Genomic DNA, 23,961 nt, shown 5'->3' with positions numbered 1-23,961 from the left:
TCTCGTCGGAAAGGCACCGGTGGCCCGGGCGCGGCGCGCCCGGGCCACCGGGAGGGGGTCAGCGCCCGCTGACCTTGAGGGAGGCCGAGCGGGAGACGACCTCGCCGGTCGGGTCGGTGATGCGGACCCGGTACTCGGAGCCGGAGACCTCCCGCGCCGCCGTGACGGCGATGGCGAAGGACGTCTCGCCGGTCATGTCGGCCCAGCCGGCCGAGCCCGGCGCCTTCACCTGCCACTGGTAGGCGACGTTCCGGCCCTCGGCCGGCGCGGAGAAGACCGCGACCTCGCCCGCGCCCACGGCCGTCGTCTTGGGCTGGGACACGAAGCCCAGGTGGACGCTCCTGCCGTCGAGCACCTTCATCCACGAGACGAGCTCGTCGGCCCGCTTCCGGAACGTGGCCTGCCGGGGCCCGTGGAGGTTGGAGTCGACCAGCTGCCGGAAGGTCTTCGCCTGCGCGAGGGCGCCGGCGTAGTCCTTCACCAGGTAGTCGTCGTACGACGCGGTGAGCGGCTGGCTGAGGCGGGCGGCCAGGTCGGCGCCGACGGACCCGTCCGCCACGCCGGCGGCGACCAGCTTGCGCACCTCCTCGTGGCTGACGCAGTTCGCCTCGGTCTGACCGGCGGCCCACTTGATGCCCTCGAGCATGTTCTTCTGGAACACCGGGTCGAGGGTGTTCGCCCAGTTGTGGAGCAGCGCCTGGGTGAACGAGCGTCCGCCGTCGTAGTTCTGGCACCAGGAGATCGGGTGGTCGGCGCCCTCGACCCGGCCCGCCGTGGCGCCGATGCTGCCGACGTACGTCGACTCGTTCAGGGTCTGCAGGACGTGCGTCTTCTGGCGCGGCAGACCGACCCAGTTGTAGAGCTCGTCGACGATCTTCATCCGGTCCGGGAACTTGCCGGTGGCCGGGTTGGTGTCGTCCTCGGTCACCAGTTCGCCGATGTTGCAGGCCCCGCAGGTGTTCTGGAGACCGCTGCCGTTGGAGCCGTGGTTGTCGAACTCGCCGCCGGCCAGGCCCTTGTACCAGTCCCACCCGTGCATGGAGTCGGTGGCGCCGTGCAGGGCGACGAAGCCGCCGCCCTGGTTGACGAACTGCTTGAGCACGGCCTGCTCGTCGACCTTGACGTTCGGGTCGGCCTGAGTGGGGCGGGCCGTGGAGAACACGCCGTTGCCGACGCTGGAGACGCCGACGACCACGTCGTACTTCGACAGGCGCTCGATGCTCTCGAACGGGTTCGGCACCGACACGTCGGGGGCGAGGTAGTCGTACACGTCGACGTCGAAGTTGTTGGCCCGGCCCATGTCCTGGATCACGGCCATGGTGAGCGGGATGTGCTCGTGCCGGAAGGCGCCCGGCTGGTTGCCGAAGAGGAGGATCCGGAACTTCGGCTTCTTGTTGCGCACGGACTCGGCCGGGAGCCGGAAGGGGGCGCGGTCCATACCGCGCGCCGCGCTCACGGTGACGCCGGTGGCGACGTCGGGGTGCTGGACCCCGCGCAGTTCCTTCACCAGGTAGGCCGCGTCCTTGACGAGGGAGTCGCGCATGTGGCCCTCGGGCACGACCTGGGCGGCCAGCGCGCCGAAGCGCGTCAACGCGGAAATCGCGGCGTCGCCGCCGGCGTCGGCCTCCGTGAGCAGTGCGAGCAGGCGGTCGCCGTTCGACGCCGAGACCTTCCCGGCGGAGACGTACCGCTGGACCAGGGCCCTGACGTCCCCGACCGAGGTGGTGATCTGGAAGGTCAGGGTGTACTTGGCGCCGTTGCCGGCGGCGTCTCCGAGAGTGACCGCCCAGGTGTGCACGCCGACGGACAGGGTGGCCGGGTCCAGCGGCAGGGGGTAGGTCCACTTGCCGTCGATCCACATGTCCCGCACCGCGGCCCCGCCCGACCCGGGGGTGGGGTCGGTGCGCGTCGGGGTGATGGAGGCGGCCGCCGCGCTGTGCGCCACCTTGCCGCCGGAGACGCCCGGCCAGGCCGCGACCGGCGGCTTGGTGTCGATCCGCACGCTGATCGTCTTGGCGGCCGAGGCGTTGCCGGCGGCGTCGACCGCGACGTAGCGGACCGTGCTGTTGCGGTCGCCCCTGACGACATAGGTGGCCGTGCCTCGGTTGCCGTTCGGCACGGCCGGCACCGTGACGGCGGCGTCCGTGCCCACCGTCACGAGGAACGACGCGACGGCGTCGTCATCGGTCGCGGACAGGTTCAGCGTCACCTCGTCGTTGGTGAACCAGCCACCGGTGCCGGTCGTGGTCGACGGGGTGTAGGCGGTGTTCGTCGCGCCGTTGTAGTTCGGCTCGGCGACCGGCGACAACGTGGCCGTGTCGAGGACGGGCGCCGCTCCGGACTCCGCGGCGGCGGCCGGGCCCGTGGAGCCGAGCACCAGGGCCGGCACCGCGAGCACAGCGGAGGCGAGGGCCGATCGCGACCGCAGTCCGGATCGTGTGCGTGAGGACATGTCACTCCTATGTCGGGACAGAAGTGCATCGCGCTTCGTACACCGACCTCACAAGTGCCGACCCGGTGAGGCGATGATCTACGGATAACGCGACGACTCTCGGAAGTGTGAGCCGGGTCACGCATCTTTGTCAACTAGGTTCTCAACCTTTCGCCGATTCCGGAGAAAGTTACGAGCGCAAGTGGAATAGTTGGTTCGGTCCTGTCAATTCTCGCCACGCCCCCAGCGAAAGGGGAGCCGGAGCCGGAGCCGCGACCGAGCCAGGTCCTGTTTGAGGCTGAGCGTGGGGTTATGTCGGCGCTGCGGCGGGGACCTCGGCAGGTTTCCGGCCCGCCGGCTCTGGCACGCCGACCCCGCGCGCGGCCGTCCGGCCGTCATGGCCGCGGCCACCGGGACGACCCGCTCGTGCCGCCGGGTAGGCACCGGTGCCAGGAGGGTCAGGCGGCCATCTCCTTGTAGGCGACGACCTTGCGCACGCTCAGGCGTACGAGGAGGGCGCCGGGGACGCCGGCGCGCTCACCGCACTCCTCCGCGTGCTCCTCGCCCAGGTAACGGCCGCCGATCTCGGCCGCCCACCGCCGCACCTCGTCGAGATCGCCCGACAGCGCCGCCTCGCCCTCCATCATCACGAACGAGTACGGCGGACGCTGGTCGTCCACGCAGAGGGTGGCCCGGGAGTCGCGGCGCAGTTCCCTGGCCTTGACGCTGCTCTCGTGGGTGGTGAAGACCACGTCGCCGCCGTCCAGGGCGAACCAGACGGGGGTCGCGTGCGGGCGCCCGTCCATCCTGGTGATCGCCAGCGTGCCCGTGCGCGTCTCCGCCATCGCGAACGCGCGCCACTCCGCCTCGGTCATCTGGTCCATGGTCCGAAAGTAACGCCCGCCGGGCCGTGCGGGTCTCAGCGCGCTCTCACCGCACCGGTGCCCGTTCCACCGCACAGTGCCGACTCCCCACTGGGCCCATCTACCGCAGCATGCTCCCCCCTTACCGGCTTTTCCGTATATGTACGGATACTTCTACGGATATTCAGGCACTGATCACGGCTCTAGCGTCTCGGCAGAGGCCGCCACCCCCCAGCCGGACCCGGCCCACCACTACGGACCCTCACTACGGACGCCTACTCCGGCCGCGACGACAGAGCAAGGAGCACCGTGACGTGACCTCTTCCTAGGTTCCGGATGACGCGGGCGGGCCATCCTCGCCCCGGCTCCCCCGGAACCACGCGTTTCTCTCCCTCACCCCCCGATCCCACCGTGTCCGCCGCCGGCCTCTCCCCCGGCGGCGCGACCGCCGTCGCCCGCACACCCAAGCGGACGCGGCGTGGGAGGCAGAGAAAGGACGACGCCCATGAGGCGTGGAGCACTGCTCGCGACGGCCGCCGCGCTGGCCCTGGCCGGCCTGGCCGCCCCCACCACCGAAGCGGCCGCCAAACCCCCGCCGGGCAGCCAGGAGCTGGTGCGGTCCGCCGCGGCCGACCCGGCGCAGCGCGCCGCGGCCGCGGCCGACCAGGCCGTCGCGAGCGGCCTGGACGACCTGCGCGTGACCCCCAACGAGAGCTACCGGCGCAGCGCCGTGACGGCGGGCGCCGGCGGCATGTACTACGTCAGCTACGAACGCACGTACAAGGGCCTGCCGATGGTGGGCGGCGACGCGGTCGTGGTCGCCGACGGCAACGGACGCGTCCGCGACACCTCGGCCGCCTCCGGCGCCACCACCCTGGGCGTGGCGACCACGCCGTCGGTGAGCGCCGCGAGCGCCACGGAGACGGCGAAGACCGTGCTGACCCGGGTCGACGACAGCGCCGCCCCGCGCCTTGTGGTCCTGGCCTGGGGCCACAAGCCGCGCCTGGCCTGGGAGGCCGTGGTCTCCGGCATCGCCGCCGGCCATCCGAGCATCCAGCACGTGTTCGTCGACGCGGCCACCGGTGAGATCGCCGACTCCTACGACCAGGTCAGGGAGGGCACCGGCACCGGCTACTACTACGGCACGGTGACCATCAACACCAGCGGCTCCGGCACGTCGTACTCGCTGACCGACTCCACCCGCAGCGGCCTCAAGTGCGGCGGGCAGAACGGGTCGGCCTACACCGGCACCGACGACGCGTGGGGCACCGGCGGCGGGACGAACCTGGAGACCGCCTGCGTGGACGCGCTCTACGCCGTCCAGCGCGAGTGGGACATGCTCTCCAGCTGGCTCGGCCGCAACGGCATCAACGGCAGCGGAGGCGGCTTCCCCACCCGTGTGGGCCTGGCCGACGTCAACGCGTACTGGAACGGCAGCTACACCAACTTCGGCCACTCGCAGGACAACGCCCGCCAGGCCACCTCGATCGACGTCGTGGCGCACGAGTTCGGCCACGCCATCTTCCAGACCACCCCCGGCGCCGCCGGTTCCGGCAACGAGAACGGCGGCATCAACGAGGGCACCGGCGACATCTTCGGCGCGCTCACCGAGGCGTACGCCAACAACCCGAACGACGCGCCGGACTACCAGGTGGGCGAGCTGGTCAACCTCGTCGGCAGCGGGCCGATCCGGTACATGTACAACCCGTCGCTCGCCGGCGACCCCAACTGCTACTCCTCCTCGATCCCCAGCACCGAGGTGCACTCCGCGGCCGGCCCGCTGAACCACTGGTTCTACCTGCTCGCCGAGGGCTCCTCGCCGGGCGGCGGCAAGCCGAACAGCCCGATCTGCTCCGGCGGCCCCTCGTCGGTGACCGGCATCTCCATCCAGAAGGCCGGCAAGATCTACATGGGCGCGCTGCAGCGCAAGACCTCGACCTGGAAGTACGCGGGCGTCAGGTCGGCGTCGCTGGCGGCGGCGGTCGAGCTGTACGGCGCGAGCAGCGCCGAGTGCGCGGCCACCAAGGCGGCCTGGAACGCGGTCGGCGTCCCGGTGCAGTCGGGCGAGCCGAGCTGCAGCGCCTCGGGCAACGACTTCTCCCTGTCGCTCAGCCCGACCGCGGGCACCGTGGCTCCCGGCTCGGCGGCCACCACGACCGTCTCGACGTCGACCACCTCGGGGAGCGCGCAGAGCGTCGCCCTCACCGCCTCCGGGCTTCCGTCGGGGGCCACCGCGTCCTTCAGCCCGTCCTCGGTGACCTCGGGCGGCTCCTCCACCCTGACCATCGCCACCAGCGCGTCGACGCCCTCCGGCACCTACCCGGTGACCATCACGGGTACCGGCTCGTCGGGCGGCCACACCGCGACGTACACCCTCACCGTGTCGGGCAGCTCCGGCGGACGCACGTTCACCAACGGCACGGACTACCCCATCAACGACCTCACGACGATCACCAGTCCGATCACGTCGACCGCGAGCGGTAACGCGGTGTCCCCGGTCCAGCTCAGCGTGACCATCTCGCACACCTGCGCCGAGGACCTGCGGATCAGGCTCCAGGGCCCGAACGGCACGTGGTACACCGTCAAGTCCAGCGGCGGCAGCAGCTGCACGTCGTTCGGCACCCGCACCTACTCGGTCGCGGTCACCCAGGCCGCGGCGGGCACCTGGACCCTGGAGGTCAGGGACCAGTACACCCTCGACACGGGTTATCTCGACTCGTGGAGCATCACCGTCTGAGCGACGGCGACGAGAACCCCCGGGACCGGCCCCACCGGTTTCGGGGGTTTCCGCGTCCCGCCGGGGAGACGTGGTCAGGCGGGCGGCGCGATCTGGGTCCGCGAGCGTACGCCGAGCTTGCGCAGCACGGTGGCGACGTGGGTCTCCACCGTGCGCGTCGACAGGAAGAGCACATCGGCGATCTCCCGGTTGGTCCGGCCGAGCGCGACGAGCCGGGCCACCTCCTTCTCCCGCTGCGACAGCCCGCCGGCCTTCCTGCCCCGCCCGCCCGGCAGCCGGACCTCCACGCCGATCTCGCGCAGCAGCCGGCGGCAGCGGGCGGCGTCGTGCGTCGCGCCGAGGCGGGCGTACCGCTCGGCCGTCTCCCTGAGGGCGGGCGTCGCGGCGCCGTCCCCGAGGGCGAGCCGGGCCCGCGCCTCGCCCTCCGCCGCCCGCGCCGCGGCGTACGGCTGGGGCAGGACCGCGTACGCCCGGCGGGCGCGGGCGAACAGGCCGGCGGCGTCGGCGTTCCGGCCCTCCGCCGACGCGAGCGCGGCCAGCGCGGTGTCGAGCGCGGCGTACGCGGCGGGGGCGACCCGGCCCGCGACGCCGCCGGCGTACTCGGTCGCCAGGTCGTGCGCCGCCCGCAACCGCCCGGCCGCGGCGAACGCGGTCACGGCGGACGGAACGAGGGTCGCGCCCCACACCCAGACGCCCTTGCGGCGCAGCCGGGCGACCGCCCGCTCGGCCTCCGCGGCCGCGGCGTCCACCCCGCCGCGGGCGAGGTGCAGGTCGACGAGGCCCCCGGCGGCGGCCGCCACGACCGGGGCGTGCCGCGCCTGCGGCGCGTCCAGCCCCGCGTTGTGGAGGTGCCCGCGTGCCTCCTCCCACTCGCCGGTCGCCAGGGCGAGCAGGCCGAGCACCAGCCAGAGGTCCACCGCGATCAGAGGGGTCTCGGTGGCCAGCTCCCCCAGCGACGCCGCCCGGTCCCGGAGCCCGTCCCAGCGTCCGGTGAGCCACTCCCTGCGGATCGTCGAGGCCTCGACGAGATAGGCGGGATACTGCGCGCCGGTCTCCAGCGCGAGCCGCCGGCCCTCCCGGGCGAACCGCTCGGCCGCCCCGTAGAGCCCCAGGGTGGTCGCCGAGTCGTGCAGGTTGCAGAACGCCCGGGCGGCCTCCCGCCGCACCTCCGTGACGGGGTCGGCGACCGGAAGCCGGGCGGCGACGGCGAAGGCGTCGGCCGACCCGATCGTCATCTCGAAGGAGGCCCGGTTGGCCAGCACCGCCGCCGCGAGCTCGGGGTTGTCGGCGGCGGCGACGAGCGCCTCGGCGCGGGCCATCCACCCCGCGTGCTCCGAAACCGGCTCGTCGCCCCACTCCGGCATCGCCATGCTGGCCCAGCCGCGCGCCGCCAGCGTCGGGCGGTCGCTCAGCTCGGCGAGGGCGGCCGTCATCTCCGGCCGTCCGGCGGCGACGTCGCCGGCCTGGTTGGACAGCACCAGGCCGAGGTTCAGGCGCACCTCGCCGCGCACGTCCCCGGACAGGAACTCGCCGCGCAGCAGGTGACGCAGCAGCCGTACCACCCGCTGGTGCGACAGGCCGGTCGCGGCGAGCCGGCTCAGCATGAGGGCGAGCGGGCCGCGGGCGGGGGCGGGCAGGCCGGGATCGTCGAGCATCCCCTCGATGACCTCCACGGCCAGGGCGGTGTCGCCGAGCGCGGTGGCCTGCCGGGCGGCGGCCGTGCCGTGGGCGATCCAGGCCGCGGTGTCCCCGGCGTGCCGGGCGTGGAACGCGAGCTGCACCAGCGGCGGCGACTCCATCGCCCCGAGCGCGGTCATCGCCCGGTCGTGCGCCGGTCTGCGGTCCGGTCCGGGGATCGCGTCGTAGACGGCCTGCTGGGCCAGCGCGTGGCGGAAGCCGTACCGGCCGCCGGGGTGCTCGTGCAGCACCCCGGCGCGCAGCGCCTCGCCCAGCCCGGCGGAGTCGCCGCTCACCGCGGCGATCAGGTGCTCGTCCGCGGGGAGCCCCAGCACCGCCGCCGCCTGCACCGTGCCCACCGCCGCCGGGGACAGGCAGGCCATCTGCTCGGCCATCGCCTCGCGCAGGAGCAGCGGCACACCGGCACGTTCCAGGGCGTCGGGCTCCTCGACGCCGGGCAGCGAACGGACCATCTCCTCCACCACGAACGGGATGCCGGCCGTGCGCTCGTGCAGCCGCGCGACGAACCCGGCCGGCAGGTCGGAGCACTCCAGCAGCGCGCCGGCCAGGCTGCCCACGCCGGACGCGTCCAGCGGGGTCAGGCGGACCACCCGGTGCGTGGTGTCCGGCTGGTGCCGATAGGCCAGGCCGAGCGGCGGTCCGGGCGGGCCGCCGTCCTCGCCCCTGCGGGTGACCACGACCGCGAGGCCCCCGGGCGGCTGGCCGCTGAGGAACCGCAGCAGGTCGCGGGTGCCGTCGTCGGCCCAGTGCAGGTCCTCGATGACCAGCACGGCCGGTCCGACGGCCGTCAGCAGGGCGCGTATCCCCCGGAACACCCGGTGCCGTTCGGCCCGCGGATCGTTCAGCGGCTGCGGCGACGGCGGCAGCGCGCCGGCGAGTTCGGGCAGGTGCCCGCGCAGTGCCCCGGTGACCGGGTTGAGGCGATGTGCCGCCGGGAGCCGTCCCCTGATGTCCCGCAGCGCCTCGAAGACCGGCCCGTACGGGAAGGGCTCGCGGATCTGGTGGCAGTAGCCGAGCAGGACGGCGCGGTCGCCGCGCGGGAGCCGGTCCAGCGCGGCGCGGACGAGCCGGGTCTTGCCGATGCCCGCCTCGCCCTCCACCAGGACGACCGCCGGCGGGCGGGTCATCGCGTCGATCAGGGTCGCCAGCTCGGGTGCGCGCCCGACCAACGGGGACGAGGGCACGATGCTCATGCACGGCTCCAAGGTGACGGTTGCGAGGCCCCCGGCCACTCGGACCAGTTATCCCCGTACCTTCGCCCGCGGTCAACCCCTCTGTGTAACAGCGGTGTTGCGAACCAGTCAAACCGCGAAACACCGCTTCGCCGCCGCGGAACCCGGCCGTTCATCGGGGGGCGGCGTGACGTCCCGCGGAGGCGTCGAACGACTTAAGCCACATAGCACCGGAAATCAACTGTTTCCGCCTTGATAGCGTTATTTTCCGGCAGGAAGAAGTGTCGACTCCGTCCCTTCTCCGGGACTACAGTTCGTCCACGACGATTTCCCGAAATCTGCGGGATCGAGGTGCGCCATGTCCTTTCGCGCGAAGAGGCTGAGAGTTCAGCTGCCCTGCGAAGGCGGGTCACTCGTCGAATTGGCGGACGCCGCCGGATGCGGGAACGCGGGAGCGTCGTGCGGGAACGCGGGAGCGTCGTGCGGGAACGCCGGCGCGAGCTGCGGGCTCTGTGGCACACGGTGAGCGTGGGCTGCCCGCCTCCCCCGACGTGCCCGCCGCAGACCCTGTGCCCGCACTACTGCTCGCTGCCGAGCCCCATCCACCAGGGGCCGACGGGAGGGACCGGCGGGGCGATCCACACCACCGAGGACCAGATCACCCTCGCGCCGACGTGCGCGGACTTTTGGAGCCAGGCCGTCTACGCGGCGGCGGACCGGCAGGGAGTGCTGGTCGATCCCGACTACCTACCGGTGCTGAAACTGCGGCTTGAGGCGAGGCTCAAGGAGATGGACAACGCCGCCAAGGCGCTCCGCGAACAACTCGACGAGATCTCCGAGGCCGAGCGCGCTCTGGGACGGGAAACCGAACAGTAACGGTGACCGTTTCAGCGGCCTACGTGAGCGCGTGATCGGAAACGGACCGGAAATGGACATCGAACGCGCCGTCTTCCGCGCGAACCCCGATTACGAGCTCGTCCTGACGGACCGCCTCGGCGCGGCCGAACGCGCACAACCGGGCTCGGCGGGCGAGGACGACTACGGGGTGCTCCGCCCCCGTCCTGGTGCGGAACTCGATTGGCGGTCCGTGTCGTGCGAGACGGCCCTGCTGTTCTTCTCGCTGGCCGAGCCGGGGCCGTTTCCCCGGTACGCCGCGGCCCGCCTCGGCGACCGTCTGGAAGAGACCGTCGCGCGTCTGGTGACCGACGGCGTGCTCCAGATCAGGCATGAGGGGTCGTACGTGTCGGGTCCTCCGGCCGGGCCCCTCGTCTTCCGCGCGCCCTCGGCCGGCGGGACCGGCCGGATCGGCGAGTTGTCGATCGCCGCCCTGCGGTACGGGCAGCGACTCCGGCACCTGGCCGAACCGATGCTCGCGGGCAGGCTCTACGCCTACGGCCGACTGCCCCTCTCCCCCCGGCTGAGGCGCCGGTTCCCCGGCGAGGAGGCGGTCGCCTCCTACCTGGGCATCAGACCGGGCGCCGCGTGGACGGCGGCGTGGTCCGAGGCCGGTCACTCCCCCACGACCTCCCGCCACTGGAGACAGTGGTGGCTCCGGTCCCGCTCCGGCGAGACGGGCCGGCCGGCGAGCGGCTACAAGCTCTACGTGAGCCCGGCCCTCGACGCCATGGAGGGCGTCGTCGGGACGGTGGCGGAGTCGCTGGCGGTCACTCCCGGCGTGCGGGCGTTCAAGGTGGGCTGCGACCTGCCCGGCGTGTGCCGCCCGGACAAGATCGTCGCCTACTTCGACCGGCTCGACGACCTGCGGCGCGCCGCCGGCACGCTGGAGGCGGCGCTCGCCGGACGCGCCGCCCACGGCGTGCCGTTCACCGCCGCCGTGACCGGCGACGGCCTGCTGTCCTGGGGCGCCGACCCGCCGGCGTACGGGCGGGAGTGGGGAGCCCCCTCCAGCTGGCGGATGTGGGTGAGCGAACGGCTCGCCGAATACCTGATCGCCACCCGCGCCGCGGACATGGACGGCCTCGAACCGTGGCGGTTCGCCCTCGACCGGTTGCGCGCCGGGGGCGTGGACACCGACACGTGGATCCCGGCCGGCGGCATGTGGCCGCGGGTCCTCATGAGCGGCTGAAGGACGGTCGGATGCTCGGTTCCCTGCTCCTCCCCGAGGACGTCGTCATCGTCCCCGTCTCCCGGCTCGCCCCCGGCATGCGGGACCGGATGGAACACGAGGACGGCGACCACTGCGTGACCCGCCCGCGCTCCCGCACGACGACCACCGTCGTGGACGCCAGGACCGCGGCGCTGCTGGAGCGGTTCCGGACGCCGTCGACGATCGTCGACGCCGTGGTGGCGTTCTGCTCCGCGGAGGGCTCCGACCTGCGCGCGAGCTGGTGCAACGGCGCGGCGGGACATGTCCCCCTCTGGGTCCTGGCACACGCGCTCCTCGGCGACGACCGGTTCGAGCACCTGGCGCGGGGCGCCGCCTGGACGGCGTACGAGGACCGGGCCGGGGCGCCCGGCGATCTCTGCTGCGGCTACGCGGGGCGCGCCTACGCCCTCCTCTGCCTGCACCGGCACCTCGGGGAGCCGGTCTGGCTCGCCCGCGCACGCGCCCTGACCGACCGCGCCGCGGCCTCCATCGAGGGCTACGCGTTCCGCCGGGAGAGCCTCTACAAGGGGGAGATCGGCGTGGCCCTGCTGGCCGCCGAGGTGAACGACCCCGCGCATGCGCGGATGCCCCTCTTCGAGGGAGAGGGCCGCCCTTCCGCCGTGCCGTGACGAGCGGCCCGCCGCTTGTCAGTGTCCGCGGAACGCCTCCTCCAGCCACCACGCGGGGGTGTCGGCGGTGACCTTCGCGTGGACGACGAGCGGCTTGTCGCGCGGGCCCTTCAGCCAGGCGGCGACGCCGGCCAGGTCCTCCTCCGTACGCACGGTCACCGCCTCGCATCCGAAGCCCCGGCCGATGGCGGCGATGTCCACGGGCGGGAAGGTGACGGCGCCGACCGGGAGCCCGTGCGGGGCGAAGTGGTGCACCTCCGCGCCGTACTCCTCGTCGTCGTAGACGACGACCATCATCGGCAGGCCGAGCCGTACGACCGTCTCCAGTTCGGCGATGCCCATCAGGGCGCCGCCGTCGCCCAGCGCGGCGACCGTCACGCGGTCGGGCCGGGCGAGGGCCGCCCCGATCGCGGTGGCGAGGCCCAGCCCGATCGACTGGAACGCCTGGGTGAAGCAGAACGCGCTGCCGTCGGGCACGGTGAGGAACATCGAGGGATAACCCATGAAGTTGCCCGAGTCGACGGCCACCAGGCGCTCCTCCGGGAGCAGGTCGTCGAGCCCGATCGTCAGCGTGCGGGGGTCGATGCGGCCCCTGGCGCCGGTGTCCTCGTACGGCACGTCGCGCCAGCGCCCCTCGCGGGCGATCCGCGCGGCGATCTCGGGGGTGCGGTAGCCGGGCGCGGGCTCGCTCCGCCCCCCGGGCCCGGCGAGCAGGGCGGCGACCGCCCGCGCGGTCTCGCGGACGTCGCCGACGACGCCGAGGTCCACCTCGCGGTGGACGCCGAGGGCGTCGCGATCGAGGTCCACCTGGACCACCGCGGCCTCCGGCCCGATGAGCGTGCCGTGCCGGGTGGTCCACGTGGTGAACGAGCACCCCCACCCCACGACCAGATCGGCGTCGCGGATCAGCTCGGCCGCGAGCGGGGTTGCGAACCCGCCGCTGACGTCGAGGTCCCAGGGGCTGCCGTGGAAGTGGCCCTTGGCGACCGCCGAGGTCGCGAACAGCGCGCCGACCTGCTCGCCGAGCGCCTCCAGCTCGCGGCGGGCGCCCCTCGCGCCCCGCCCGGCCACGAAGACCGGGCGGCTCGCCCCGGCCAGCAGCCGCGCGAACCGGGTGAGCGCGTCGGACGGCTCCGCCGCGAGCCCCTCCGGCTCCCCCTCCTCCGCCGGCGTTCCGGTCGGCGTTCCGGTCGGCGTTCCGGTCGGCGTTTCCAGGGACGGCTCCTTGGGGAACGTGAGCCCCCAGGGCGCGGGGACGCGGCTCGCCACGCCGCGGTGCGCGCCGCCCCGGCCCGCCACCAGTTCGCGTACGGACTCGGCGGTCTCCTCGGGAAGCTCCTCGGCCTGCACGTCCAGCGGCAGGTTGAGCACCACGGTGCGCCGCCCGAGCAGGGCGGCGAGGAAGGCCATCACGGTGTCGTCCAGGACCGTCTCGGCCGACCCGATGCGGGCGCAGTGCGCGCCCACGGCCTCGGCGAGCGCGGCCTGGTCGATCCGGAAGTTGGAGGTGGGCGAGGTCGCCTCCGGGGCGAGCACCAGCAGCGGCGTCCGGCTCTTGGCGGCCTCGGTGACGCCGGTCAGCGCGTTGGTCAGGCCGGGCCCCTGGTGGACCGACACGATCGTGACCGTGCCGCTCATCCGGGCGTAGGCGTCGGCCATCGTGGCGGCGCCGCACTCGTGCCGCGCCGCGACGTAGCGCACGCCGTGCTCGGCGAGCGCGTTGGTGACGTGGAAGTTGCCGCTGCCGACGACACCGAAGGCCGCCCGCACGCCGAGGGAGGCGAGGACCGCGCCGACGGCCTCCGCGACGTTCACCGCTCCACCAGCGCCGGCACGCGGACCGGGCTGATGCCCGCGATCGGCGTTTCCTCGGCGAGGATCGGTGTCCGCTCGCTCAGCGGCGCGGTGAGGTCGAGGACGTCGATCCCCCCTCCCCGCGTGCCGTCCAGCAGATCCCGCAACACCGACATTCCGCCTCCCAACTGTCAGGACACCCCCCGCTGATCCTCCTATACCGTCCCCCCGGACGCCATATGACGCTCTTTACACAAGCGGAGCCGTACGGGCGCGCCCCTTGACGTCGCCGGTCCGGCCGGACGAAGGTCGGGAACGGGCCGGCCGGGCCCGCGACTTCGCGAGGAAGCACGAGCAGGCACGAGGGAGACGTCTGTGAAGAAGCTGATCAACAGCGCCGGTTCGCTCGTCTCCGACGCGCTGCGCGGCATGGCCGCCGCCCACCCCTCGCTCCGCGTGGACCTGGAGAACGCCGTCGTCTTCCGCGCGGAGGGCCCCCGTCCCGGCAAGGTCGGGCTGGTCTCCGGCGGCGGCTCCGGGCACGAGCCCCTGCACGCCGGGTTCGTCGGGCACGGCATGCTCGACGCGGCCTGCCCCGGGGAGGTCTTCACCTCACCCGTGCCCGACCAGCTCGTCGAGGCCACCAAGGGCGTGGACGGCGGCGCGGGCGTGCTGTACGTCGTGAAGAACTACACCGGCGACGTGCTCAACTTCGAGATGGCCGCCGAGCTCAGCGGCGACGAGGGCGTCGAGGTCGCCACCGTGCTGGTGAACGACGACGTGGCCGTGCGCGACTCCCTCTACACGGCGGGCCGCCGGGGCACCGGGGCCACGCTGTTCGTGGAGAAGATCGCCGGCGCGCTGGCGGAGACCGGCGCGCCCCTCGCCGAGGTGGCGCGGGTGGCCCGGGAGGTCAACGAGCGAAGCCGGTCCTTCGGTGTGGCGCTGACACCCTGCACCGTCCCGGCGGCCGGCAGGCCCACCTTCGAGCTCGGCGAGACGGAGATCGAGCTCGGCATCGGCATCCACGGCGAGCCCGGCCGCAGCCGCGCCGCGCTGGGCGAGGCCCGCGAGATCGCCCGCATCGCCGTGGACGCGATCGGCGACGACCTGCCGCCGTCCGGCGAGACGCTGGTGATGGTCAACGGCATGGGCGGGACGCCGCTCATCGAGCTGTACGTCGTCTTCGCCGAGGTGGAGGCGTACCTTCGGGAGAAGGGCGCGACGGTCGTGCGCAGCCTGGTCGGCGACTACGTGACCAGCCTCGACATGCAGGGCTTCATGGTGACGACCTGCGCGCTGACCGGCGAGCTCACCCGCCTCTGGGACGCGCCGGTGGAGACGCCCGCGCTGCGCTGGGGCCGCTGACGGCCCTCCGGCCGGGACGTGCGCCCCGGAGCCGCCTCGGAACGCGTCCCGGAAACAAGCCGTGGTCCGCTGTGAGATCGCCCCGAGGTCCGTCCCGGAACCCGTCTTGAGATCCGCCCTGAGATCCGCCCTGAGATCCGCCCTGGGAGCCGCTTCGTGAACACCGAGTTCTTCGCCGCCTGGATCGAGGAGATCACCGCCGCCGTACGGGCCGGGCGCGACCACCTCACCGAACTGGACGCCGCGATCGGCGACGCCGACCACGGGACGAACCTCGACCGCGGGTTCACCGCCGTCGGCGAGGCGCTGGCCGCCGCCCCGCCGCGGACCCCCGGCGCGCTCCTCGTGCTGGTGGGAACCACGCTGATCAGCAAGGTGGGCGGCGCCTCCGGCCCCCTCTACGGCACGGCCTTCCGCGAGATGGGCAAGACGTTCGGCGAGGCCCCCGACATCGCGACGGCCGAGCTGAGCGCGGGCGTGGACGCGGCCCTGGCCGGTGTACGGCGCCTCGGCTCGGCGGCGGAGGGCGACAAGACGATGGTCGACGCCCTCGCCCCCGCCGCCGCGGCGCTGTCCCGGGCCGTACGGGACGGGCTGAAGCAGGAGGAGGCCCTGGAGGCGGCGGCCACGGCGGCGGCGGAGGGGGCGAGGGCGACCCTGCCGTTGCAGGCGCGCAAGGGCAGGGCGAGCTATCTGGGACCCCGCAGTGCCGGGCACGAGGACCCCGGCGCGGCCTCGACCGCTCTCGTCTTCGGCGCGCTCAGGGCCGCCGCCTCCCGATGACCGGGAGCCGCGGCCGGCGGTGCGCGGCGTGCTCAGCCCATGTTCCGATCAGGCAGGACGGCAGGAGTGACGAATGGTCGGCATCGTACTGATCTCGCACAGCGGCGGCCTGGCCGCCGAGGTGGCCGCGCTGGCCAGGCAGATCGGCGGGGCGAAGGTGCCGCTGGCGGCGGCCGGAGGCACCGAGGACGGTGGTCTCGGCACCAGCCCCGACCGGGTGAGCGCGGCGGTCGAGGAGGTGGACCAGGGGGACGGTGTCGTGCTGATCCCCGACCTGGGCAGCTCCGTGCTGACCGCCCGGCTGCTGGAGAGCCCCGGCCGGGTGGTGATCGCCGATGTGCCCTTCGTGGAGGGCGCCGTCTCGGCGGTCGTGGCCGCGGGCGGCGGAGCGTCTCTCGACGGCGTGCTGGCCGCCGCCGAGGAGGCGTGGCACGTCCGCAAGCTCTGACGACCCCGGCCCCGGCCGCCCTCAGCGGCCGGCCGCTGTCACTTCCACTGGAAGTAGACGAACAGGCGGCCGTGGTTCTTGGCGTCCTTGTCGATCCGGTGGTAGAGCGCCTTGATCTCCTTCTTCTCCAGGAAGCGCAGCACCTTCTTCTTGAGCTGGCCGGATCCCTTGCCAGGGATGATCTCCACCTGGGTCGCCTTCTTGCGTACGGCCTCCTGGATGATGCCGTGCAGCGCCCGGTCGATCTCGCCGCCCTTGTTGTAGATGTCGTGGAGATCCAGCTTCAGCTTCACCCGAGCCAGTCTAGATCGGTGCCCGCGCGAAGGCACGGGGCGAGGCGGCCGAAGGCTGCCCCGCCCCGTGGAGTGAGCCGTCAGCCGTTGATGTAGCCGACCAGGGCCTCCCGCTCGCTCTCCAGTTCCTGGATCGAGGTCTTGACCACGTCGCCGATGCTGACGATGCCCGCCAGGCGGCCGTCCCGGACCACGGGCACGTGCCGGATCCGGTGGTTGGTCATCGTGCGGCGCAAATCGTCCACGTTGGCGTCCGGGCCGCAGGTGCGCACCTCCGGGGTCATGATCGACGAGACGGGCCGGCCGAGCAGCGCGGCCCCGTGCTCGTTCAGCCGCCGGACGACGTCGCGCTCCGACACGATGCCGTCGATGGACAGGCCGTCCTGCGACACCACCACCGCACCGATGTTCAGCTCCGCCAGCCGGGCGAGAAGCTCTGACACCGTCGCGTCCGGTGGAACGGTCGCCACGCCTGTTCCCTTGCTCTGCAAGATCGTCCCGATGAGCATCGACACCGCCTTCCAGGGGCACTCGGGGGACCCGCCCCCTGTCTCCCGCGCCGGCCGCCCGGCACGGCACATCCTGTTTCCCCAGGCAACAGCGGCCGTCCTCCCTCGTCAAGGGCCTACACCCCTACGATGGCCAAATATCGCCGTGACCTGGAGATGATCGATGACCGGCAGGCAGCTCAACACGGGGAGTCACGATCTCCCGATCCCGGCGGCGCTGGACGAGTTCATGCGGGGCGGCTGGGCCGCCGCCGGGGAGACCGCGCCCGCGCCGCTGCCCGTCGCCGCGTACGCGGCCAAGCGGCGGGCGCGGCTCGCCGAGCGGCTGCCCGGCGAGCGGCTGGTCGTCCCCTCGGGCACCCTGCTCGCGCGCAGCAACGACGACGACCACCGGTTCCGGGCGCACAGCGCGTTCGCGTACCTGACGGGCGCCCAGGAGCCCGACGAGGTCTTGGTCGTCGAGCCGTCCGGCGAGGCGCGGCTCTTCCTGCGCCCCCGCCCGTCCCGCGCCGGGTCGCAGGAGTTCTACCGCGACCGGCGGTACGGCGACTTCTGGGTGGGCCGCCGGCCCGGCCTCGCCGAGGCCGAGGCGGCGTACCAGATCGAGTGCGCGCCCATCGACGACCTGCCGTCGGCGCTGCGCGGCCCGGCCCGGGTGCTGCGCGGGGTGGACGCCTCGGTCGACGCGCTGGTCTCCCCCGCGGACGGCGACGCCGAACTCGCCGCGGTCCTGGCGGAGCTGCGGCTGGTCAAGGACGAGTGGGAGATCGCGGAGTTGCAGCAGGCGGTGGACGCGACCGTGCGCGGGTTCGAGGACGTCGTGCGCGCGCTGCCCGCGGCCGTCGCGCACCCGCGCGGTGAGCGGTACGTCGAGGGCGTCTTCGGGCTGCGCTCGCGACTGGAGGGCAACGCGGTGGGCTACCAGTCCATCGTGGCCTCGGGGGCGCACGCCTGCGTGCTGCACTGGATCCGCAACGACGGGCGGCTCGACCCCGCCGAGATGCTCCTGCTCGACGCCGGGGTCGAGGGCGACAACCTCTACACGGCCGACGTCACCCGCACGCTGCCGCTGTCGGGCCGGTTCGGCCCGGTGCAGCGGCAGGTGTACGACCTGGTGTACGAGGCGCAGACGGCGGCCATCGCCGAGCTGCGCCCGGGGGCGCGCTTCCGCGACTTCCACGAGACCGCGATGCGGGTCATCTCCGACGGCCTGGTCGAGTGGGGGCTGCTCACGCGGGCGCAGGCCGGCGCGGGGCTGCACCGGCGCTACACGTTGTGCAGCAGCGGCCACATGCTCGGCCTCGACGTGCACGACTGCGCACGGGCGCGGGCGGAGAGTTACCTCGACGGCGTGCTGGAGGAGGGCCAGGTGCTGACCATCGAGCCGGGGCTCTATCTCCAGCCCGACGACCTGACGCTGCCGCCGGAGCTGCGCGGGATCGGCGTCCGCATCGAGGACGACCTGGTGATCACGTCCGACGGCGCCCGGTTGATGTCGGCCGCGCTGCCGCGCCGCGCGGACGAGATCGAGGACTGGATGTCCGCGCTCGCCGGGTGAGGCCGGGGCGCGGACGGCCACCCGGGCGGGCCGGGTGAGCGCGGGCGAGGCCCGGCGCACGGGGTGGCCCCGGCCGGGTGAGCGCCTCGGCATCCGGTAGGAGCCCACCAGTTCACTTGATCGTCACATCGCTGTCCTACAGTGACGTTGTGCGCCCTCCACTGGCCGTGGCCGGCCACACCGACGACGTGCTCGAACTCGTCGGCGGCACCCTGACGCCGGCCGAGCGCGAACGCGCCGAACGCTTCACCCGCAGCGGGGACCGCCGCGACTTCGTCGCCGCCCACCTGCTCGTACGGCACTGCGCCGCCGAACTGCTCGGCACGCGGGCCCGCATGCTGACCGTGGTGCAGCGCTGCGAGGAGTGCGGGCAGGCGCACGGGCGGCCCTGGCTGGCCGAGGCCCCCGACGTGTCGATCAGCCTCACGCACACCTCGGGATACGTCTGCGCGGTCGCCGGGTACGGCCGGGTCGGCGTGGACGCCGAGCACGTCACGGGCGGCCCCGCCGACGAGAACCTCGTGGCACTCGCGCTGACCCCCGCCGAGGCGAAGCTGGTGGGCGACGACAACCGCGGCCTCATCCGTCAGTGGGTCCGCAAGGAGGCCCTGGTCAAGCGGGGTGAACTGACGCTCGGCCGGTTGCGCGAGGCGGACCTGTCGGCCCTGCCGCTGGTGGACGGGCTGACGGTGGCGCTGGAGTGGCAGGGCCGTCACTTCCTGGAGTGGACGGCCGGCACCGTGATCGCCTCGGCCGTCACCGACGAGCCGGCCAAGCTACACCTCCTCGGCGGCTGACCGGCCCGGAGTGGGGTCGAGGAACACCTGCTTGATCTCCGGGAACCGCTCGGTGAGCCGTCGCTCCACCTGGTCGGCGGCGATCTCCAGCCGCTCCCCCGTCGTCTCGTCCACGAAGTCGATCTTCGCCGCGACCAGGATCTGGCCGGGGCCCATCAGGACGGCGGCGAGCTCGACGACCCCCTCGACCTCCGGCTGCTCGGCCAGCACGGCCTTGATCTTCTCCTGCAGCGCGGCCGGGGGCGCCTGCCCGATCAGCAGCGAGGCGTTCGTCCTGATCAGGGTCAGCGCCACGCAGAGCAGCAGCAGCCCGATGACGATCGACGCGGCGCCGTCCCACACGGCCGATCCGGTGAGCTGTGACAGCACCAGGCCGACGGCCGCCACCGCGATGCCGATCAGGGCGGCCGCGTCCTCCAGCACGACCGCCTTGAGCATGGTGTCGGAGGTGCGCTCCAGCAGCCGGCCGGGGCTCACCCGCCACCGCCGGGCCTCGGCCCGCAGTTGGCGCAGGGCCCGCAGGAGGGAGATCGACTCGATCGCGAACGACACCGCGAGCACGATGTACGACACGCGGACGTCGCCGAGGTCCTCTCCCCTGGTGATGGTCTGCCAGCCGTGCGTGAGCGAGAAGCCGGCCCCCACGACCAGCGTGAAGCAGGCCGCCACGATCGCCCACAGATAGGCGGCGCGGCCGTGCCCGAGGGGGTGACGGGCGTCGGCGGGCCGCTCGCCGTGCCGGATCGCGGCGAACAGCACGACCTCGGTGGCGGTGTCGGCGGCCGAGTGGGCGGCCTCCGACAGCATCGCCGAGGAGGAGCTGATCAGGCCGGCCACGAGCTTGGCCGAAGCGATCGCGAGATTGGCCGCGCCCGCTACCATCACGGTGCCCAGGCTCTCGCCGTTCTCGCCGTCAGGCATACCCGCTCCATCCCTTCACTTGATCTTATGCTGGTCGATATGGACGACCACCACCGCTGGCTGACCCCGCACGAGCAACGCGCGTGGCGGGCCCACCTGGCTGCGCACCGACTTCTCTTCCTCCAACTCGATCGAGAGCTCCAAGGGAGCGGCCTGTCGCTGAACGACTACGAGATCCTGGTCAACCTCTCCGAGAGCCCCGGCCGCCGTATGCGGATGAGCGAGCTCGCCGACGCGACCATCCAGTCGCGCAGCCGCCTGTCCCACCAGATCTCCCGGATGGAGGCGGCCGGGCTGGTCACCCGTGAAGAGTGCGAGGACGATCGGCGGGGCACCTTCGCCGTCCTGACCGACCAGGGCTGGGAGACGATAAGGCAGGTGGCGCCGGACCACGTCGACAGCGTCCGCCGGCACTTCATCGACCTGATGACTCCCGAACAGGTCTCCACGCTGGAACGGATCTACACGCCCGTCATCGACCATCTGCAGGGGGTCCGCGGCGTCCGGCGGGCCGACCAGTGACGACGGGGTGGCGGGGGAACTGCACCGATCCCGAGTTCCCCTGACCTGGTGCGTCAAACCGATTCCCGCGGGAACGCGTGCCACCCCCACCCGCTCGCTACGATCCGGCTGTGCGAAAAATCCTTGGGCTGGTCGTGGCCGGCCTCCTGCTCGTGACCGCCTGCGACGCGAAGAGCGAGACGGCCCTGCCGGACGGCCCCGCCCTGATGAAGCGGTCGGCCGAGGCGATGCGGGCGGTCAGGACGGTCGCCTTCACGATCGAGACCAAGGACAAGCCCGCCGTGCCCGTACGGCACGCCGAGGGCAGCCTCACCAGGGAGGGTGACGCCAAGGGCACCGTGCAGATCGAGATGCTGGGCCTGCAGGAGATCGACTTCGTGCTCGTCGGCGGCACGGTCTACTTCAAGGGCCCGACCGGCGGCTACCAGACGATGACCCGGCAGCAGCTCGCGGCGCTCTACGACCCCTCCGCCGTGCTGACCGGCGTGCCCGGCCTGCTGTCGGCCGCCCAGGACGTGCGCACGCAGGCGGAGGAGAAGGTCGGCGACGCCGCCGCCTACCGCCTGTCCGCCACCCTGCCGCAGGACGCGCTGGCCGCGCTGGTCCCCGGTGTCCAGCAGAAGGTCGCGGGCACGCTCTGGATCGACAAGGCCACCAGTCGCCTGCTCAAGATCGACCTGCCGCTCGGCGGCGGCTCGGCCGCCGTCACCCTAGCGGACTACGACGCCCCCGTGACCATCACCCCGCCCACGCCGTGACCGCCCCCGTGCGGCGCCGGCGCCTGGCGCTCGCCGTCGGCGGCGCCGCCGTGCTGCTCGCCGCGCTCGACGCGTACGTCGTCGTGACCATCCTGGTGGACGTCGCCGCCGACGTCGGCGTGCCGCTCAACCACCTGGAGAGGGCGACCCCGGTCGTCACCGGGTTCCTGCTCGGATACGTCGCGGCGATGCCCCTGCTGGGCCGGCTGTCCGACCGGTACGGCCGACGGGCGCTGATCCACGGGTGCCTGGCCGGGTTCGCCGCGGGCTCCCTCCTCACGGCCCTGGCGGCGGGCATCCCGATGCTCGTCGCGGGCCGTACGCTCCAGGGGGTCGCGGGCGGCGCGCTGCTGCCGATCACGATGGCCCTCATCGGCGACCTGTGGGACGAACGCGCCCGCCCGGTGGCGCTCGGCGCCGTGGGCGCGGCGCAGGAACTCGGCAGCGTGCTCGGCCCGCTTTACGGCGCGGGCCTGGCCGCGCTCGCCGGATGGCGCGGTGTCTTCTGGGTCAACCTCCCGCTCACGCTGATCGCCGCCGTCGCCGTGCAGGCGGCGGTGCCCGGCGGGCGAGAGCCGTACGCGGACGGCCCGCCCGTGAACGGCGCACAGCCGGACACCCCACCGGCGGGTGCGTCGCGGGTGGGTGGTTCCCGGCTGGATCTGGGGGGCGGGGCGCTGCTGGCGCCGGCGCTCGGCCTGCTGGTGGCCGGGCTCTACAACCCCTCCCCCGGCGCGACGGTGCTGCCGCCGTGGGGGCTGCCGTGCGTGGTCGCCGGAGTGGTGGCGGCCGTGCTGTTCGTGGTGTGGGAGATCCGCTCGCCGGTCCGCCTGCTCGACCTGACGGGCGTGCCCCGCGGGCCGCTGCTCGCCACGCTCGCGGTGAGCCTGCTCGCCGGGGCGGCGCTGCTGGTCACGCTGGTCGACGTGCAGCTCGTCGCACAGACGCTGCTCGGCCGCGATGCGGTGGGAGGCGCCCTGGTGCTCACCCGGTTCCTCGCCGCGCTGGCGGTGGCGGCCTTCCTCGGCGGATTCCTGGTGCGCCGGTTCGGCGAGCGGCCGGTGGCCGTCGCGGGCATGGCCCTGGCCGCGGCGGGCTACTGGATGATCTCCCGCTGGCCGCTCGACCTGGCCTCGGCCGGGGTGCGCATGGACGTCGACCTCGTGGTGACCGGCATCGGCCTCGGCGTGGTGATCGCCCCCGTCTCCTCCGCGGCGCTGCGCGTGGTCCCGGCGGCACGGCACGGCGTCGTGTCGGCGGCGGTCGTGGTGGCCCGGATGATGGGCATGCTGCTGGGCGTCGCCGCGCTCTCGGCGTGGGGCTTCCACCGGTTCCAGTCGCTCACCGCGCATCTCGACACGCCGCTGCCGTTCGGCGTGGACGCGGGCGAGTACGCCCGGAGGCTCGCCGGCTACACCGCGAAGGTCCGGGCGGCGCTGCACGCGGAGTACACCGAGATCTTCCTGATCACCTGCGGGCTGTGCCTGCTGGGTGCGGTCGCCGCCCTCGCCCTCCCCCGGCGTTCCGCGAACTGAGCCGGCCCGCAAGCCCGGCAGTGGGTCAGGAGGCGCCGAACCAGCCGGGCACGTCGAGACGGAAGACGTCCGCGGGCGTGACCCTGCGCAGGTCTGCTTCCAGCTCCCTGAGCCGTTCCGGGCCGATGATCGCGGCCCAGCGGGCCCGCAGATCGTCGAAGATGCGGGCCGAGCGGGCCAGCAGGTCGACGCCCGCCGGCGTGAGCCGCACGATCTTGCGGCGCGTGTCGCGGGCGTCGCGGGCGCGCTCCACGTAGCCCAGGCGCTCCAGCGTGTCGATGGTCTTGCCCGCCGCCTGCTTGCTGACGCCGAGCGTACGGCCGAGGTCCACGGCGGTCGTGCCCTCGACGCCGATCGCCTGCAGGACGAATCCGTGCATGGGCCGGGAGTGCGGATGCCCCTGACGGGCCAGCTCCGCGTGCAGGTCGTCGATGAGCACGCGAAATCCCAGGAAGAGCCGCAGCGGCAGCTCGAATCCGGGTGGGTCGATTGACACGATAGACAACCTGGTTCACTATTAAGGACAACAACGTTGTCTATTCTAGGAGACGTCACCGATGTCTGTCATCCACTCCGCCGACAGCCGCCGGAGCACCACGCCGAACGGCGTCATGACCACCCTCGCCTCCCCGACGCAGGGCGGGGCGGCGCACGCCGTGTGGCGTGTGGACATGCCCGCGGGCAACAGCGGGCCCCTGCACTCCTGCGACAGGGAGCAGGTGTGGACCTTCCTGTCCGGCGGCGCGACCGTCGACCTCGACGGCGAGACCTTCGGCGTCGGAGCGGGGGACACGATCGTCCTGCCGGCCGACCTTAGCCGCAGGGTGCACAGCGACGCGGAGTCCGGCTTCAGCGCGATCGCCGTCGCCCCGGCGGGCGCCGAGGTCTACGTTCCCGGCGGGGTCACCGCCGAGGACGCCTGCGACCTCGCGCCCAAGGGCACCGACCGGATCGTCCCGCCCTGGATGCGCTGACCACCCGCCCCATCCGGCCGCGACTCGCCGCGCCTCGCGTAACTTCCCGGCGGGGCGGGACGGG

At 73.3% G+C, this 23,961-nt stretch carries 22 protein-coding genes; 13 read left to right on the top strand and 9 right to left on the bottom strand.

The features are described 5' to 3' along the window. Window positions 1-58 precede the first annotated feature (58 nt). Both OG344_RS22345 and OG344_RS22340 read right to left on the bottom strand, forming a co-directional pair. Complete coding sequence (locus OG344_RS22345) at window positions 59-2,452, bottom strand: ThuA domain-containing protein (RefSeq protein ID WP_405084729.1); 2,394 nt, start codon at window positions 2,450-2,452, stop codon at window positions 59-61. A gap of 437 nt (window positions 2,453-2,889) precedes the next feature. After that, window positions 2,890-3,315: a PPOX class F420-dependent oxidoreductase gene (locus tag OG344_RS22340; protein ID WP_405084728.1), complete on the bottom strand. Its 426-nt coding sequence runs from the start codon at window positions 3,313-3,315 to the stop codon at window positions 2,890-2,892. A 484-nt stretch (window positions 3,316-3,799) separates the two neighbouring features. On the opposite strand from OG344_RS22340, the gene OG344_RS22335 reads away from it, so the two are divergent. Further along, entirely contained in the window at window positions 3,800-6,031 is a 2,232-nt protein-coding gene (locus OG344_RS22335; protein WP_405084727.1) for a M4 family metallopeptidase, read from the top strand. 74 nt (window positions 6,032-6,105) lie between these two features. Here the strand turns inward: OG344_RS22335 and OG344_RS22330 are convergent, their stop codons facing one another. Next, entirely contained in the window at window positions 6,106-8,922 is a 2,817-nt protein-coding gene (locus OG344_RS22330; protein WP_405084726.1) for an ATP-binding protein, read from the bottom strand. Window positions 8,923-9,339: 417 nt separating this feature from the next. On the opposite strand from OG344_RS22330, the gene OG344_RS22325 reads away from it, so the two are divergent. Genes OG344_RS22325 through OG344_RS22315 form a run of 3 tightly spaced genes read left to right on the top strand, consistent with a single transcriptional unit; the run spans window position 9,340 to window position 11,637 of the window. Next, a complete protein-coding gene (locus OG344_RS22325; protein ID WP_405084725.1) occupies window positions 9,340-9,777 on the top strand; it encodes a hypothetical protein in 438 nt (145 codons plus the stop codon). A 52-nt stretch (window positions 9,778-9,829) separates the two neighbouring features. Beyond that, a complete protein-coding gene (locus OG344_RS22320) occupies window positions 9,830-10,987 on the top strand; it encodes a hypothetical protein (protein WP_405084724.1) in 1,158 nt (385 codons plus the stop codon). A gap of 11 nt (window positions 10,988-10,998) precedes the next feature. Then, window positions 10,999-11,637, top strand: a complete 639-nt coding sequence (locus tag OG344_RS22315; protein WP_405084723.1) for a lanthionine synthetase LanC family protein — start codon at window positions 10,999-11,001, stop codon at window positions 11,635-11,637. 18 nt (window positions 11,638-11,655) lie between these two features. On the opposite strand, the gene OG344_RS22310 is transcribed toward OG344_RS22315, so the two are convergent. Continuing rightward, on the bottom strand, window positions 11,656-13,452 hold the full coding sequence (locus tag OG344_RS22310) for a thiamine pyrophosphate-binding protein (protein WP_405084722.1): 1,797 nt from the start codon (window positions 13,450-13,452) through the stop codon (window positions 11,656-11,658). Further along, a complete protein-coding gene (locus tag OG344_RS22305; protein ID WP_327045251.1) occupies window positions 13,449-13,607 on the bottom strand; it encodes a hypothetical protein in 159 nt (52 codons plus the stop codon). Before OG344_RS22305 ends, OG344_RS22310 begins: the two co-directional genes overlap by 4 nt. Before the next feature lie 199 nt (window positions 13,608-13,806). On the opposite strand from OG344_RS22305, the gene dhaK reads away from it, so the two are divergent. The 3 genes from dhaK (at window position 13,807) to dhaM (ending at window position 16,030) form a co-directional block, all read left to right on the top strand. Continuing rightward, on the top strand, window positions 13,807-14,799 hold the full coding sequence (dhaK, locus tag OG344_RS22300) for a dihydroxyacetone kinase subunit DhaK (RefSeq protein WP_405084721.1): 993 nt from the start codon (window positions 13,807-13,809) through the stop codon (window positions 14,797-14,799). 156 nt (window positions 14,800-14,955) lie between these two features. Further along, complete coding sequence (gene dhaL / locus OG344_RS22295) at window positions 14,956-15,582, top strand: dihydroxyacetone kinase subunit DhaL (protein ID WP_405084720.1); 627 nt, start codon at window positions 14,956-14,958, stop codon at window positions 15,580-15,582. Window positions 15,583-15,655: 73 nt separating this feature from the next. Continuing rightward, entirely contained in the window at window positions 15,656-16,030 is a 375-nt protein-coding gene (gene dhaM / locus OG344_RS22290) for a dihydroxyacetone kinase phosphoryl donor subunit DhaM (RefSeq protein ID WP_405084719.1), read from the top strand. Between the two features lie 38 nt (window positions 16,031-16,068). Here dhaM and OG344_RS22285 read toward each other — a convergent pair whose 3' ends face one another. Together OG344_RS22285 and OG344_RS22280 are read right to left on the bottom strand one after the other, a co-directional pair. After that, on the bottom strand, window positions 16,069-16,323 hold the full coding sequence (locus tag OG344_RS22285) for a Smr/MutS family protein (RefSeq protein WP_405084718.1): 255 nt from the start codon (window positions 16,321-16,323) through the stop codon (window positions 16,069-16,071). Between the two features lie 80 nt (window positions 16,324-16,403). Further along, window positions 16,404-16,832 carry a CBS domain-containing protein gene (locus OG344_RS22280; RefSeq protein ID WP_405084717.1) on the bottom strand — a complete coding sequence of 143 codons (429 nt, stop codon included), beginning with the start codon at window positions 16,830-16,832 and terminating at the stop codon, window positions 16,404-16,406. A 163-nt stretch (window positions 16,833-16,995) separates the two neighbouring features. Between OG344_RS22280 and OG344_RS22275 the strand changes: the two genes are divergently transcribed. Together OG344_RS22275 and OG344_RS22270 are read left to right on the top strand one after the other, a co-directional pair. Beyond that, window positions 16,996-18,390: an aminopeptidase P family protein gene (locus OG344_RS22275; protein WP_405084716.1), complete on the top strand. Its 1,395-nt coding sequence runs from the start codon at window positions 16,996-16,998 to the stop codon at window positions 18,388-18,390. 149 nt (window positions 18,391-18,539) lie between these two features. After that, on the top strand, window positions 18,540-19,187 hold the full coding sequence (locus OG344_RS22270) for a phosphopantetheinyl transferase-like protein (RefSeq protein WP_327045237.1): 648 nt from the start codon (window positions 18,540-18,542) through the stop codon (window positions 19,185-19,187). On the opposite strand, the gene OG344_RS22265 is transcribed toward OG344_RS22270, so the two are convergent. After that, window positions 19,167-20,108: a cation diffusion facilitator family transporter gene (locus OG344_RS22265; RefSeq protein WP_405084715.1), complete on the bottom strand. Its 942-nt coding sequence runs from the start codon at window positions 20,106-20,108 to the stop codon at window positions 19,167-19,169. The genes OG344_RS22270 and OG344_RS22265 overlap by 21 nt on opposite strands. A 39-nt stretch (window positions 20,109-20,147) precedes the next feature. Between OG344_RS22265 and OG344_RS22260 the strand changes: the two genes are divergently transcribed. The 3 genes from OG344_RS22260 to OG344_RS22250 all read left to right on the top strand — a co-directional run bounded on the left by OG344_RS22260 (window position 20,148) and on the right by OG344_RS22250 (window position 22,923). Next, window positions 20,148-20,630, top strand: a complete 483-nt coding sequence (locus OG344_RS22260; RefSeq protein ID WP_327045235.1) for a MarR family transcriptional regulator — start codon at window positions 20,148-20,150, stop codon at window positions 20,628-20,630. A gap of 110 nt (window positions 20,631-20,740) precedes the next feature. After that, window positions 20,741-21,388 (top strand): LppX_LprAFG lipoprotein, encoded by a 648-nt coding sequence (locus OG344_RS22255; RefSeq protein WP_405084714.1) that lies wholly within the window; start codon window positions 20,741-20,743, stop codon window positions 21,386-21,388. Continuing rightward, window positions 21,385-22,923, top strand: coding sequence for an MFS transporter (locus OG344_RS22250; RefSeq protein ID WP_405084713.1), 1,539 nt, complete (start codon window positions 21,385-21,387; stop codon window positions 22,921-22,923). The genes OG344_RS22255 and OG344_RS22250 overlap by 4 nt, the downstream gene beginning before the upstream one ends. A gap of 25 nt (window positions 22,924-22,948) precedes the next feature. Here OG344_RS22250 and OG344_RS22245 read toward each other — a convergent pair whose 3' ends face one another. After that, a complete protein-coding gene (locus OG344_RS22245; protein ID WP_405084712.1) occupies window positions 22,949-23,419 on the bottom strand; it encodes a MarR family winged helix-turn-helix transcriptional regulator in 471 nt (156 codons plus the stop codon). A 61-nt stretch (window positions 23,420-23,480) separates the two neighbouring features. Between OG344_RS22245 and OG344_RS22240 the strand changes: the two genes are divergently transcribed. Continuing rightward, a complete protein-coding gene (locus OG344_RS22240) occupies window positions 23,481-23,897 on the top strand; it encodes a cupin domain-containing protein (protein ID WP_327045231.1) in 417 nt (138 codons plus the stop codon). Window positions 23,898-23,961 lie beyond the last annotated feature (64 nt).

The sequence above is a fragment of the Microbispora sp. NBC_01389 genome (assembly GCF_045040095.1).
GTDB lineage: Bacteria > Actinomycetota > Actinomycetes > Streptosporangiales > Streptosporangiaceae > Microbispora.
The sequence above is the reverse complement of the archived record's forward strand: the minus strand, read 5'-3'. Positions and strand labels throughout refer to the sequence as shown.

Coding starts and splice junctions, on each gene's coding strand:
- OG344_RS22345 (WP_405084729.1), bottom strand. CDS start 2,452: ATGTCCTCACGCACACGATCCGGACTGCGGTCGCGATCGGCCCTCGCC.
- OG344_RS22340 (WP_405084728.1), bottom strand. CDS start 3,315: ATGGACCAGATGACCGAGGCGGAGTGGCGCGCGTTCGCGATGGCGGAG.
- OG344_RS22335 (WP_405084727.1), top strand. CDS start 3,800: ATGAGGCGTGGAGCACTGCTCGCGACGGCCGCCGCGCTGGCCCTGGCC.
- OG344_RS22330 (WP_405084726.1), bottom strand. CDS start 8,922: ATGAGCATCGTGCCCTCGTCCCCGTTGGTCGGGCGCGCACCCGAGCTG.
- OG344_RS22325 (WP_405084725.1), top strand. CDS start 9,340: ATGCGGGAACGCGGGAGCGTCGTGCGGGAACGCGGGAGCGTCGTGCGG.
- OG344_RS22320 (WP_405084724.1), top strand. CDS start 9,830: ATGGACATCGAACGCGCCGTCTTCCGCGCGAACCCCGATTACGAGCTC.
- OG344_RS22315 (WP_405084723.1), top strand. CDS start 10,999: ATGCTCGGTTCCCTGCTCCTCCCCGAGGACGTCGTCATCGTCCCCGTC.
- OG344_RS22305 (WP_327045251.1), bottom strand. CDS start 13,607: ATGTCGGTGTTGCGGGATCTGCTGGACGGCACGCGGGGAGGGGGGATC.
- dhaM (WP_405084719.1), top strand. CDS start 15,656: ATGGTCGGCATCGTACTGATCTCGCACAGCGGCGGCCTGGCCGCCGAG.
- OG344_RS22280 (WP_405084717.1), bottom strand. CDS start 16,832: ATGCTCATCGGGACGATCTTGCAGAGCAAGGGAACAGGCGTGGCGACC.
- OG344_RS22275 (WP_405084716.1), top strand. CDS start 16,996: ATGACCGGCAGGCAGCTCAACACGGGGAGTCACGATCTCCCGATCCCG.
- OG344_RS22265 (WP_405084715.1), bottom strand. CDS start 20,108: ATGCCTGACGGCGAGAACGGCGAGAGCCTGGGCACCGTGATGGTAGCG.
- OG344_RS22260 (WP_327045235.1), top strand. CDS start 20,148: ATGGACGACCACCACCGCTGGCTGACCCCGCACGAGCAACGCGCGTGG.
- OG344_RS22240 (WP_327045231.1), top strand. CDS start 23,481: ATGTCTGTCATCCACTCCGCCGACAGCCGCCGGAGCACCACGCCGAAC.